This window comes from Paenibacillus taichungensis (assembly GCF_013359905.1).
Lineage (GTDB): Bacteria > Bacillota > Bacilli > Paenibacillales > Paenibacillaceae > Paenibacillus > Paenibacillus taichungensis.
The window spans coordinates 1-12,740 of record NZ_JABMCC010000101.1 but is presented as its reverse complement, the minus strand read 5'-3'; the positions used below and the strand labels follow the sequence as shown (position 1 = coordinate 12,740).

11 protein-coding genes are annotated in these 12,740 nt (G+C 46.9%); all 11 read left to right on the top strand.

Going from position 1 to position 12,740, the window contains the following annotated elements:
* Positions 1–137: 137 nt before the first annotated feature.
* The 11 genes from HP548_RS06665 to HP548_RS06615 all read left to right on the top strand — a co-directional run bounded on the left by HP548_RS06665 (position 138) and on the right by HP548_RS06615 (position 12,702).
* Entirely contained in the window at positions 138–1,832 is a 1,695-nt protein-coding gene (locus HP548_RS06665; RefSeq protein WP_175381224.1) for a M3 family oligoendopeptidase, read from the top strand.
* Positions 1,833–1,963: 131 nt separating this feature from the next.
* Complete coding sequence (locus HP548_RS06660) at positions 1,964–2,821, top strand: GNAT family N-acetyltransferase (RefSeq protein ID WP_175381223.1); 858 nt, start codon at positions 1,964–1,966, stop codon at positions 2,819–2,821.
* A 284-nt stretch (positions 2,822–3,105) separates the two neighbouring features.
* Entirely contained in the window at positions 3,106–4,257 is a 1,152-nt protein-coding gene (locus tag HP548_RS06655) for an iron-containing alcohol dehydrogenase (RefSeq protein ID WP_175381222.1), read from the top strand.
* 212 nt (positions 4,258–4,469) lie between these two features.
* The gene (locus tag HP548_RS06650; protein WP_175381221.1) at positions 4,470–6,089 is read left to right on the top strand and encodes an ABC transporter substrate-binding protein; all 1,620 of its coding nucleotides are present in this window, start codon (positions 4,470–4,472) and stop codon (positions 6,087–6,089) included.
* Positions 6,086–7,030 (top strand): ABC transporter permease, encoded by a 945-nt coding sequence (locus HP548_RS06645; protein WP_246317975.1) that lies wholly within the window; start codon positions 6,086–6,088, stop codon positions 7,028–7,030. Before HP548_RS06650 ends, HP548_RS06645 begins: the two co-directional genes overlap by 4 nt.
* Complete coding sequence (locus HP548_RS06640) at positions 7,027–7,893, top strand: ABC transporter permease (RefSeq protein WP_175381220.1); 867 nt, start codon at positions 7,027–7,029, stop codon at positions 7,891–7,893. Before HP548_RS06645 ends, HP548_RS06640 begins: the two co-directional genes overlap by 4 nt.
* Positions 7,893–8,645 carry an ABC transporter ATP-binding protein gene (locus HP548_RS06635; RefSeq protein WP_099852797.1) on the top strand — a complete coding sequence of 251 codons (753 nt, stop codon included), beginning with the start codon at positions 7,893–7,895 and terminating at the stop codon, positions 8,643–8,645. Before HP548_RS06640 ends, HP548_RS06635 begins: the two co-directional genes overlap by 1 nt.
* Before the next feature lie 2 nt (positions 8,646–8,647).
* A complete protein-coding gene (locus HP548_RS06630; protein WP_099852795.1) occupies positions 8,648–9,433 on the top strand; it encodes an ABC transporter ATP-binding protein in 786 nt (261 codons plus the stop codon).
* A complete protein-coding gene (locus HP548_RS06625) occupies positions 9,417–10,475 on the top strand; it encodes a pyridoxal-phosphate-dependent aminotransferase family protein (RefSeq protein WP_175381219.1) in 1,059 nt (352 codons plus the stop codon). The genes HP548_RS06630 and HP548_RS06625 overlap by 17 nt, the downstream gene beginning before the upstream one ends.
* Before the next feature lie 2 nt (positions 10,476–10,477).
* The gene (locus HP548_RS06620) at positions 10,478–11,620 is read left to right on the top strand and encodes an amidohydrolase family protein (RefSeq protein ID WP_175381218.1); all 1,143 of its coding nucleotides are present in this window, start codon (positions 10,478–10,480) and stop codon (positions 11,618–11,620) included.
* Between the two features lie 143 nt (positions 11,621–11,763).
* Entirely contained in the window at positions 11,764–12,702 is a 939-nt protein-coding gene (locus HP548_RS06615; protein ID WP_076289731.1) for a tyrosine-type recombinase/integrase, read from the top strand.
* Positions 12,703–12,740 lie beyond the last annotated feature (38 nt).

Here is a 12,740-nt window from a genome sequence, read left to right as displayed (position 1 = left end):
GAGTGATGTAGCTCCATTTGACCGATGGACAAATATTTTTCGTAAAGTTGGGATTTTTAGGCTGCTCTTTTGTATAATAGGGTTTAGTTCAACTCGGGGAATCCCGAAATATGCCTAACAGGAAAGGGTGTACATAAATGAAATTTAGTGAGTATACGTATACACGTCCCGATCTGGAACAAATCAAAACGTCATTCCGTGAGCTTCTGAGTGGTTTTGAAGCCGCAACTACGGTTGAAGAGCAGAGTGGATATATGGACAAGATTAACGCTTTGCGCAGTGACTTTGAGACTCAGGCACAATTGGTCTACATCCGTCATTCGATTGATACCAATGATACATTTTACAAAGAAGAAAATGAATTTCTGGATGAAAGCTCTCCGATCATTCAAGAATACATCACCGATTATTATCGAGCATTGGTAAATTCCAAATTCCGTGCTGAACTGGAACAAAAATGGGGCTCACAGCTGTTCCAGCTGGCGGATCAGTCTCTGAAAACATTCAGCCCGGAAATTATCGAGGACCTTCAGAAAGAGAACAAACTTTCTACGGAATACAATCAGCTGATTGCTTCGGCCAAAATCCCGTTTGAAGGTGAAGAACGCACATTGCCGCAGCTGCATCCTTTTGAGTTGTCCACAGATCGCTCCATGCGAGAACGCGCATCGGAAGCAAGATATACGTTCATGGCTGAACATGAGGCTGAATTCGATCGCATTTACGACGAATTGGTGAAAGTGCGTACACAGATCGCGAAGAAGCTCGGATACCCATCGTATGTGGAACTCGGCTATGACCGTATGAACCGCACGGATTACAACGCGGAGATGGTGTCCAATTTCAGAGCACAAGTCCGTGATTATATCGTGCCTGTAGCGACGAAGCTCAGAGAGCGTCAGCGCAGCCGGATTGATGTGGATACCCTCTATTTTTACGATCAGGGTTTCAGCTTTAAGACGGGGAACCCGACACCTAAAGGGGATGCGGACTGGATCATTGACAATGGTAAGAAGATGTACGCTGAATTGTCACCAGAAACGGATATGTTTTTCCAGATGATGACCGACAATGAACTGATGGATCTGGTGAGCAAAAAAGGCAAGCAGGGTGGGGGCTATTGCACCTTCCTGAATGATTACAAAGTGCCGTTTATTTTCTCCAACTTTAACGGTACATCAGGCGATATCGACGTGTTGACACACGAAGCGGGCCACGCATTCCAGGTCTATGAGAGCCGTCACTTCGAAGTACCTGAGTACAACTGGCCGACCTATGAATCCGCAGAGATCCATTCCATGAGCATGGAATTCTTCACTTGGCCGTGGATGGAATTGTTCTTCAAGGAAGATACGGACAAATACAAATTTGATCACCTGTCTTCCGGACTGCTCTTCATTCCTTACGGCGTAGCAGTCGATGAATTCCAGCATTTTGTTTATGCAAACCCGGATGCAACACCAGCGGAGCGTAAGCAGGCTTGGCGCAATATTGAGAAGACTTACCTGCCGCACATCAATTACAAAGATAACGCTTATTTGGAACAAGGCGGATTCTGGCACAAACAGGGTCATATCTTCTCGTCGCCGTTCTATTACATCGACTACACCCTGGCACAAATCTGTGCATTCCAGTTCTGGAAACGCAGTAACCAGGATATGAAGTCTGCATGGGCTGACTACCTGACATTGTGTAAAGCCGGAGGAAGCCTGTCCTTCACAGGATTGGTAGAACTGGCAGGTCTGAATTCTCCGTTTGAAGACGGCTGCGTATCCTCTGTCATCGGAGATATCGAAGCCTGGTTGGACGCAGTAGACGATAAAGCGCTGTAAGCGAAAAATAAAAATAAAGGTCGAAGAGGTGAAAGGGAACGAGGAATACACCTGACGTTACAGCATTCTGAGGCAGGGCGGATTTGAATGTTTTTTTCACCCACCCTATACAAAGAATGCGAGGTTATACCATGTTGGTTTTACTGGATCAACCGTCCCAAAGGAAGCAATTGACGCCCTTCATCTCGGGTACAAACGGGCATGTGGTTATGGGTGGAGTACTTGCAGGACTTCAATGCGGGTGTGTCTATGCAGACCAGCTTCATGCTCCGAAAAGCGCCCTGATTTGGGCCAAAAACGAAATGTTTTACCTAATCGGAAGATCGGATAATGAACATTTCAATAGCCTTATCAGGGAGGTACTTGTGCAGGAGCTATTGCCTGAAGCGTTAGATGCTGGCGAAGACATGCTGAACCTTGAAGTTTACCCAGAACCCGGCTCGGATTGGTCTTCAGTCCTGGATCACATGTTCAACGGGCGTTTGCGAGAAGGATTACGAGTTCCTTTCCAATTCAATCTTACGCAGTACGGACAGTGGCTGGAACGCAGTTCCAGCTCCTTGTTCGTCCCTCGTGGATATGAGCTTCAAGTTATCGATCGAGCTGCAATGCTGGAGGACAAAAGCTGTATCATTGAGCAGGAAATTTTGAAATTCTGGCATTCGGTGGAGGACTTTTTTCAATACGGAGTTGGAACATGCACGGTGCATCAAGGGAAGGTTGTAGGTACATGTATCTCAGTGTTTGTCAGTGGCATTCACCATGAAACAGGCATCAACACCTACGATCCGATACACCGTGGCAAAGGTCTGGCTACGGCCATGGCAAGCGCTTATGTGCAATCCGTTCTGGAACGGAAGTGCGTTCCACACTGGACGACAGAGGATTTCCGTCATGATTCCATTACGATTGCGAGTAAGCTTGGTTTTGAACAAGGTAGAGCCTATCCCGTCTATTACATGCCGATCCAGGAGCTTCTGGATTTCTGACATCATCTGCAGGGGCTGTCCTAAAGTCATGAAAATGACCAGGGGCGGCCCCTGTTTTTTGATTCGAGAGGCGAAACCTGTGAATCCAAGATCAACAAGCTCTTTTTAATACACGCACAGATAAGCCAGTTAATGAAGAACAGTCATAATCATTGAATAATTCTTGGATAATTCCGTGCAAAAGAAACATTTATCAACTTGGTTGTGATTTATTTCACTATATCTGAAAACGGATTCAGTTACAATAAAGATAGTAAATCAGGGGTAACAGGAGGCTGGTTCAGATGGCAACACACGCTTATTATGTTCCGCCCGTGAACTTGATGGGTAGAGGATGTTTACACGAAGCAGGAAAAATGATTGAGAAAATGGGTATTCGCAAAGCGCTTGTCGTAAGTGATCGTCGATTGATTTCTTCCGGCGTTGCTGAACAAGTGCTGTCTATACTAAGAAAATCAGGGTTAGACTATGTGGTATATGATGAGGTTCAGCCTAATCCAACCTGTCAGAATGTACATGACGGACTTCACGTATTTCAGGCTCATGGCTGTGACGCCATTATATCGATAGGCGGAGGTTCACCTCAGGATGCTGCCAAAGGGATTGGTATTGTAGCAACTAACGGTGGGCATATCCGTGATTATGAAGGTTTGCATCAATCGAAACACAAGTCCGTGCCGCTTGTTGCAATTAACACAACAGCTGGCACGTCCAGTGAGGTGACCATGAACTACGTGATTACAGATGAGGAACGCAAGGTGAAAATGGTGATGGTGGATCGAAACAGTCTCGTCGACCTATCGGTGAATGACCCGGAACTGATGCTGAGCAAGCCGGCCAGTCTTACTGCGGCCACGGGCATGGATGCATTGACCCATGCCGTGGAAGCCATGGTCACGCCTGGTGGGTTTACGGTAACGAGCGCTACAGCAGCGGCTGCCGTTGAGCTGATCTTTGAATATTTACCCAGAGCCGTCAGGGACGGCAGTGATCTGGAAGCAAGAGAGCATATGACGTATGCGTGTTTTCTTGGCGGGATTGCTTTTAACAATGCAGGCTTGGGTTATGTTCATGCGATGGCCCATCAACTTGGTGGAGTCTATGATCTGCCGCATGGGGTATGTAACGCGATGTTGCTCCCTTATGTAGAAGAATTGAATGCAAAGCATGTGCCAGGTAAATTCCGTCATATAGCCAAAGCAATCGGTATGGATGTAAAAGGCAAACGAGATGAGGAGTGCTCGGAGTATGTGATTGAAGCCATTCGTCAGCTTTCCAAGGAGGTTGGCATTCCTGAGAGACTGTCTGAATTGGGTGTGAAAGACCCTGATGTTGAATTACTGGCGGATAATGCCATGAAAGATGCCTGTGCACCGGGTAATCCGTATCAACCTTCCAGGGATGAAGTGATGGAGCTATTCCGCAAGATCATATAAAGTTAAGAACAAAGAGAGAGCCAGAATATATTCTGGCTTTTTTGGTGTGTCAAGTGCTTCTGAGCCTTTATAAATACGGATTCATTTCCTTCAATGGATAAAATAGTTTTATCTCGCAATGGTCATTATTTTTTGTTTGACAGAGGGGGTGCTTTAATCCATAATCAATCCATACTAAACACATAAGCTTTATTGGAAGGGGAGAGTCAGTCATGTCACAGTTTAAATCATCAACGAGAAAGTCATTATGGGTAGGAGCGTTAGCCGTTCTATTATTGGTAATCGTTAGCGGTTGCTCCGGATCGTCCAATGATCCTGCTCCCAATGCAGCAGCCCAGCCTGGGACGAACCAAGGTACGGATGAAAATTCAAAGACGGACGAGACTGCAACGGGGGGGACTTTTGTATATGGTCGCCCGGCTTCCGTAACCTCGTTTGATTTGCATAATCAGATTACATCGAACAACGCTTTCGCCATTGATAAAGTATTTGAATCTCTGGTTGCTTTTGATAGCAAAGGCGAGATTGTGGATTGGCTTGCCAAATCGCATAACATCAGTGATGACGGTCTGACGTATACGTTTGTGTTGCGTGATGGCTTGAAGTTCTCTAATGGCACAGATGTTACGGCAGATGATGCCGTATTCTCGCTGGAGCGGCATTTGAAGGTTGGTGGCCCGCTTGCAATATCCGCGAAGGTGGATACGATCAAAGCCAAAGATAGCCACACACTTGTAATTACACTTAAAGAGCCGTATACGCCGTTTATTTCCGAGCTGTCCAACTTCTCGAACGGTATTATTCCTAACAATTTTGGCGGAGTTACCGAGGAAGAATTTTTCAAGAAACCGGTAGGTACAGGACCGTTTGTAGTTGAGCAGTGGGACCCTGCAGGCGATGTGACCTTTACGAAGAACACTTACTACTGGCAAGAAGGAAAGCCATCGGTTGATAAGCTTGTTTACAAGCTGATAGAAGATGACAGCCAAGCAATCAATCAATTGAAAGCAGGAGAAGTGGACGCGATTGAGTCGCTGGCTCTGCAAAATGCCGATGAAATCAAAAATGGCGCGGATACAACTGTTGTAACCAACGGCAGCTGGGTGACAGAGCAATTGTTCTTTAACACGCTGGATAAGCATTTTTCGGATGTGCATGTTCGTCGGGCATTGGCTCTGGCACTTGATCGTGACGGTCTGACTAAGGCGCTTACCTTTGGTTATGCACAGACCGCTAATTCATTGCTGCCGACAACGATTCCTTACAATTCGAATGATACACTCAAGGCGCTGAATTTTGATGTAAATGCAGCTAAAGCGGAACTTGCCAAATCGGCCTTCCCTGATGGATTTACTACAAAACTGCTTGTAGCTTCAGGCAACAGTACCAGAGCGCAAGAAGCGCAAATCATTCAGGCAGCGGGGAAACAAATTGGCATTAACATCGAGATTGAATCGATTGAACTCGCTACCTTCCGTGAACGATTCTTTGCTTATGATTTCGCAGCGATGCTGAACAGTGGGCAAGCCGATTCTCCGGAAGCGAACTCAATCATTGCGTTCCAGACCGACCCTGATGGTTTCAGCAAATCTTACTGGACGCATTACACCAATGATGAAGTAACCAAGCTTTTGTATAAAGGCCAACAAACACCGGACGGCGATGGCCGTGCCGAAATATACTCCAAACTGCTTCAAACGCTTGCCGATGAAGTGCCTTACATTCCGCTTTATTATCCGGATATTCTGATTGGTGTTCGTTCTTCAGTAGATGGCATTGTTGTTTTGCCTAACGGCAGTGTGCGTTTTGAAGACGTTCGTATTCAGAAATGAAGAAGTTCTGGTTGATCAGTACTGTGGGAAGAGCGTTGGCAGTGATCCTTTGTGTGATGACAGCAGTCTTTTTTCTCATCAGAATGGTACCAGGAGATCCTGCCAAAATGATTCTTGGCGAGTACAGCACCCCCGAGGCCGTTGAGAGCATGCACCATGCTCTCGGGCTGGATCTGCCGCTGGGGGAACAATTCATACGGTTTGTGAAGACACTGTTCACTCAGGGGGATACCGGCAACTCCATTATTAACGGAACCTCCACTAGAGAATTGATTGCTGATCGTGCACCCGTTACCTTGCTGCTCATTGGCATGGCATGTGCATTGGCAATTGTCATTGCACTCGTGCTTGCTACACTGGCCGCTACACACAAGGATAAGCTGCTGGACCATTTGATACGTATTTTTCCTACGGTAACGCTAGGTATGCCAATCTTCTGGGTTGGCATCCTTTTGATTCTGCTGCTGAGTGTTCATCTTCACTGGTTTCCCGTTGGTGGAGTCGGGGAAGGGTGGTGGGGCACCTTATACAGTTTGACACTTCCCGCCATTACCGTAGCTTTTTCACAGATTCCAACATTGGTTCGTTCATTAAGAGCCCAGATGCTTGAAGTACTGGAATCTGATTTTGTAGTTACATTGAAGGCTGCGAGATTACCGAGCCGGGTCATTCTATTCAAACATGTCCTGCGCAATGCGGCACTTCCGACGCTGATCCTTCTTGGCGTTAATATCTCTTATCTCATTGGCGGCACATTGGTCGTTGAACAGGTATTTGGTATCAAAGGAATTGGCAGTCTTTTGTTTAGTTCCATTTCCAAACGGGATTTCCCGGTCATTCAAGGCATAGCCCTTTACTGTGCTGTATCTGTCGTGATCATCAGTCTCCTGATAGAGCTTCTGTCCAGGTGTCTAGATCCCAGAACGAAAGGAAGACCATGAAAACGATACGAATTGAACCTCAGTTATATGAAGACAGCCAAAACACCAGTCTCTTGAATCGCATATTGAAAACTCCTACCCTGCTTGTGGGAAGTGTGATGTTTGCTGTGCTGATCATCTTGGCTGTAATCATACCGTGGGTGAGTCCTTATGACCCTTCGGAGCAAAATTTGAGTGCCTTTTTGCAACCGCCGTCTGCTGAACATTGGTTGGGCACAGACCAACTGGGACGTGATTTGTTCACTAGACTGATTTATGCTGCGCGAACCGACTTGAGCATTATGGTGCTGGCGGAAATTGTACCCTTTTGCATGGGTGTATTTCTAGGGATGCTCGCAGGGTATTACGGAAAATGGATTGATAAGATCATATCGTTAGTTACCGATACCCTTATCGCTTTTCCTTTTTATCTCATTGTCATTATCGTGGCTTTTGCCAGCGGAGCAGGTGAGCGGGGGATTTATATTACGTTTATGCTCGTTGGCTGGATTGTCTTTGCCCGTGTCGTCAGAGGGCTGAGTGCATCCTACCGCAAGCAGGAATGGATCGCATCCGCACAGACGTTGGGTTTGCCGGGAATACGGATTATCCTTCGTCATCTCCTGCCCAATGTATTGCCTCAGGCGATCGTTGTCCTCATGACGGATATGGTTGGGCTGCTGGTGGCGATTGTTACGCTTGGATACCTGGGCATTGGCATCGCACCACCGACCCCAGATTGGGGCACGATGATCTCGGATGGACAATCCTTTATCACGACAGCCTGGTGGCTCTCGGTAGTTCCGGGATTTGCAGTCGTTTACACGGGAATTGCTTTGTCGCTTGTCGGTGATGGATTGGCCGATGTATGGAGGAAAAAATAATGTCCACTGAACCGATTCTTGAAGTCAAGGCGCTATCTCTGTCAACCAAGTCAAATCAAAAATTAGTTCAAGATGTACATTTCTCGCTTGGGCGAGGGGAGAGCTTGGGATTAGTAGGTGAATCCGGCTCCGGTAAATCACTAACTCTTCGTTCCATTCTGGGACTGCTGCCAAGCGGTGTAGAGCAGACGGGTGGAACCATTCGAAGTGACGTGAACAGCGCGATGGTGTTTCAAGACCCGAGAGGTGCGCTCGATCCGCTCTGCCCCGTTGTTAAACAGCTGGCGGAAGTTGTTTATTACAGGCAAAAGTTAAGCAGGAAGGCCTCCAGGGTAGCAGCGCTGGAATTACTTGAACTGTTGGGGCTTCCCGACTCGTTGAAGCGTGAGGACCGATACCCTAGCCAGCTGTCAGGTGGGCAGTGTCAGCGGGTAGTCATTGCACTGGCCCTGGCGTGCAAGCCAGGCATTCTGCTCTGTGATGAGCCAACAACGGCTTTGGACGTTACTGTGCAGCGTCAAATTATGGAGACGATCCAACGTTTGCAGCATGAACTGGGATTCGCCATGGTCTTTGTAACACATAATTTGGCGATTGCAGCGACGCTGTGCTCTAAGCTGTGCGTGATGAAGCAGGGGCAGATTGTGGAGCACGGGGATTCGCTTAGCGTACTGCAAAACCCGCAAGATCCTTACACCCAGATGCTCATCAACTCGGTGCTTCCTTTACCGAAGCTTGAAGGGAGCGAATAACAATGGAACTTTCTTTGCAAGTTCAGAATGTCACGGTTCAATATGGTGACTTTACTGCGCTGGACAACATCACGCTAAATCTTCAGAGGCATACCACGCTTGGTCTTGTTGGTGAGTCCGGTTCGGGCAAATCTACTCTTGCGCGAGTCATTGCCGGTTTGATCACGCCGGATGAGGGGCAGATTTTGCTGGGGGATCAGCAATTAAAGAAGAAGAGAAGTCGTGAGCAGTATAAAAGCATACAGATGATCTTCCAAAATCCGGATGCTTCACTGAATCCCAAACATTCCATTCGCCAGATTCTTGCTGAAGCGCTGTTGTTTCATCGCATTGTAGACCGTTCACAGGTGGAGAAAAGATCGAGAGAGCTTCTGGCCCGTGTCCAGCTGGAAAGCAGGGCACTGGACAAGTATCCGCATGAATTCTCCGGCGGTCAGCGCCAACGTATCGCCATTGCACGCGCTTTAAGCGTAGAACCGAGTCTGCTGATTGCGGATGAGCCTACGAGTGCACTCGATGTTTCCGTGCAGCGGAGTGTGCTCGATCTGTTCAATTCACTTAAGAGGGAACTTAATCTTACGCTACTGTTCATTTCTCATGATCTTGGAGTTATCCATGCCATTAGCGATACGGTAGCAGTCATGCGGCAGGGTCAGCTGGTGGAGATTAGTCCCAAAGATCAATTCTTCACACGACCTGAAACGGCATACAGCCGAGAGCTGTTGTCCGCAGTTCCAAAGATGCCGAAATCAAGTTCTTTAGGAGGTTTATATGAGCCAACAATATAAAGGAAACATCCCCCTTACCCTGTCGGAATACGATACGCTTACACAATTGCTCTCCAGGCTTTTGAATACAAAGTATCCTCCGGTGATCATTCCGGGAGAGGCTATCTTGGGTATAGAGGCCGTGGCAGCTGGAATATCTGCGCCGGGTCGTACAATTGTCAATGTCGTAACAGGGCCATATGGCAGTTTGTTTGGTCAGTGGCTTGAACGCGGAGGGGCAACGGTTATTGAAGTCAAAGTTCCTTTTGATGAAGTTGTACCTGTGGAGAAGGTCGCTGCCGCGATTGAAAAGCATCAACCGTCCGCACTATCCTTTGTTCAAGCAGAGGTGGTTACAGGCGGGTCGAATCCAACAGAAGAAATTATAAAGATTGCGCGTGCCCATAACCTGATTACAGTGAGCGACTCTGTCTCAGCAATTGGGGGAGAGCCTCTGCTGGTCGATGACTGGGGCATTGATTTTGTAGCAGTGGGTGCACAAAAAGCTCTGGCCGGGCCTAACGGCATCAGCGCAGTAAGCATTTCACCGCGTGGATGGGAATTTCTCGAATCCAATGCGCATGCACCGCGCAACTCCATCCTGTCTTTGCTTGACCTAAAGCCCTCCGGCGAAGGGTCTGCACCGGTCCGCGTTCCTCCCAACATTCCAACGCTGGAAGCCAGAGCACTGATTTTGGCTTTGACAGCTATTGAGTCTGAAGGATTGGAGCAGGTAATCAAGCGTCATGAACAGGCTGCGTTATCTGCTATAGCGGGAATTCAGGCCCTGGGTCTGGAGCCTTGGCAAAAAGATAACAGAACATATTCGACACTGACTACGACAGTTCGAATCTCCGGGGAGAAGAAGTTGCATATCGATCAGCCGATCGGCATCGTTGCTCCGGGGGATGGAGAACTTTTTGGTCAGCTTCTGCGAATTAATCATTTTGGAGTTAATGCGTCCTTGGCAGGTGTGGAGGAAGCTGTTGCGACCATTGCAGCATTATTGAATCAGGACCATGAGCAAGCCGTTCAGGCTGTTCGTCTCGTTTGGGGGGAATGAATATGACCCAGGTAAAATCGGAGGAGCAAAGCTTCAAACATATCTTTATAGCAGGCATTGAAGGCAAACGGTTCGATGTCTCCATTCAAAATGGACGGTTTGCATCTGTTACAGAATCCGTGCCGCAGAATGATGACTCATCGTCTCCGGGTACAGATCAATGGATAAGTCCCGGAGTTATTGATCTTCATACACATCTGGCCTGGACAGACTTTGACCATGCGGATCAATTGAAACGGGACAGCCACGAGGTCGAAGTGATGCAGGCGCAAGCTTTTGCAGCTACCCTCAAGACGGGGGTAACCACGGCGCGAGATGCGGGCGGGTTGTTACCAAGCGCCGCTCGACATCTCGCTCAGCACTATCAACACCCCTTAAGAGTTGAAACCAGCAGTGAAATGCTAGGAGCGGCAGATGCCCTTGGTGTGAAGCATCTAGAACAACGGCTGAACGGAATTTTTGATACAGGCGCGGGATGGGTTAAAATTATGGCTACAGGTGGACTGGGAACCCCTACGGAACAAGTGCTCGATCCTGTATTTTCGGAGGAAGAGTTCGCGTTCATCGTTCGCTATGCGCATGCCCACCATAAAAAGGTACTGGTTCATACCTGGGGTGGCGTGACGGTAGACTGGTCCATTCAGGCAGGAGTGGAGTCTGTGGAGCATGGCATGTTCTTAACTGAGGATCAGGCCGGCAGACTTGCCGAGTCTCGAACGGCCTTTGTCCCTACCACATCGATATATCGTATTGCCGCAGATCCAAAAGGCGTCCTGGCGTTGCCTACTGTTATCAGTGATCGTGCAGCACGCGCTGCTGAAGCTCATTCTACAGCCATCGGATATGCCAAAAGAGCAGGAGTCCGTTTCGGTTTCGGTACCGATTACGCCACACCTTCACTTCATGGCTATAATTTGCAAGAGTTGGATACGCTGATTGATTATGGCTTGACCCGGGCAGTGGCGTGGCAATCTGCAACGACCAATGCTGCTGGGATTCTGGGTCGTGGCCACGAATTGGGGCAGATTGCAGAAGGTTATATTGCGGATGCTATTATTTTCAATGCCGATCCGTATCAAACGAAAAATGCAGATCAGCTGCGAGAGAGCATCGTGTCCGTAATTATTGGAGCGCAGAAACCATGAAATTGGTTTCTGCGTTTTTTTCTTTTTGCAAGAAAACAGTATTAGACAATCTATAGCACTTTGGACATCTTCACAAATAAGCTGGCATGCGCAATAATGTAGGTCGAGCGATGCGACATATCATATATACATCAGGAGGCACTATGAAACTCGGCAATCATGACTTGAATACATACATCAAGCAATATGAAATCTATTTAAGTGTAGAACGAAACCTGTCCCAAAAATCGATAAAAGCTTATCTGTCTGACCTCAACAGACTCGTTGAATGGTTTAATGATAATCAAATATATGATGTAAACAGAGATAATTTAAGAAAGTATCTTGAACAATTAACAAGTGAGCAAACGCTTAAAGACTCTACCATTAAAAGAAAATACATATGCTTTAAAGCATTTTTTAATTATTTGGTACAGGAAGGGGATATTGCAGAATCCCCTATTTTTGGTTTCGGAAGAAATTTCAAAACAGCAAAACGTATTCCGAAGACTCTCTCTGTAAATGAGGTTGAAAGGTTGTTAAACGCTCCACAAGAAGATATGAAGCAATTACGAACAGATTTTAGGAAACGAATTAACCTGCGAAACGATGCTATCATTGAGTTGCTTTACGTGATCGGAATTCGTATCGGCGAATTAGTGGGTATCGATATTGAACATATAAATCTGGAGGAAAAAACGGTATTGATCTTTGGGAAAGGTCGTAAAGAGCGTTTATTGTATATTTCCAGTAATGAGGTGATACTCAAGATTAAAGCCTGGTTGCATGAACGTGAGCATTTCAATCCCAATTCCAATGCGCTGTTTATTAACAAATATGGCGATCGCCTTTCGATATATTCGATTGAAGATATTTACTCGAAGTACAGGGATTTGTCTAAGGTCAGTAAAAAATCAACACCGCACTATCTCAGGCACAGTTTCGCAACGCATCTTCTCAACAATGGTGCTGATTTACGTTCAGTCCAAGAAATACTAGGGCACACGAACGTTAGTACAACTCAAATTTATACAGAGGTGTCTGTTGAGCGGAAGAAAGATGTGCTGTCGAGGTTCAATCCGAGAAATAACTTAAAGGTGTAAAATAAAACCTCCAAATAACTATAAATTATTTGGAGGTT

What these genes read in the sequence shown, in the direction of transcription:
- HP548_RS06655 (WP_175381222.1), top strand. Translation starts at nt 3,106, where the DNA reads ATGGCAACACACGCTTATTATGTTCCGCCCGTGAACTTGATGGGTAGA.
- HP548_RS06625 (WP_175381219.1), top strand. Translation starts at nt 9,417, where the DNA reads ATGAGCCAACAATATAAAGGAAACATCCCCCTTACCCTGTCGGAATAC.
- HP548_RS06615 (WP_076289731.1), top strand. Translation starts at nt 11,764, where the DNA reads ATGAAACTCGGCAATCATGACTTGAATACATACATCAAGCAATATGAA.
- HP548_RS06665 (WP_175381224.1), top strand. Translation starts at nt 138, where the DNA reads ATGAAATTTAGTGAGTATACGTATACACGTCCCGATCTGGAACAAATC.
- HP548_RS06640 (WP_175381220.1), top strand. Translation starts at nt 7,027, where the DNA reads ATGAAAACGATACGAATTGAACCTCAGTTATATGAAGACAGCCAAAAC.
- HP548_RS06660 (WP_175381223.1), top strand. Translation starts at nt 1,964, where the DNA reads ATGTTGGTTTTACTGGATCAACCGTCCCAAAGGAAGCAATTGACGCCC.
- HP548_RS06635 (WP_099852797.1), top strand. Translation starts at nt 7,893, where the DNA reads ATGTCCACTGAACCGATTCTTGAAGTCAAGGCGCTATCTCTGTCAACC.
- HP548_RS06630 (WP_099852795.1), top strand. Translation starts at nt 8,648, where the DNA reads ATGGAACTTTCTTTGCAAGTTCAGAATGTCACGGTTCAATATGGTGAC.
- HP548_RS06620 (WP_175381218.1), top strand. Translation starts at nt 10,478, where the DNA reads ATGACCCAGGTAAAATCGGAGGAGCAAAGCTTCAAACATATCTTTATA.
- HP548_RS06645 (WP_246317975.1), top strand. Translation starts at nt 6,086, where the DNA reads ATGAAGAAGTTCTGGTTGATCAGTACTGTGGGAAGAGCGTTGGCAGTG.
- HP548_RS06650 (WP_175381221.1), top strand. Translation starts at nt 4,470, where the DNA reads ATGTCACAGTTTAAATCATCAACGAGAAAGTCATTATGGGTAGGAGCG.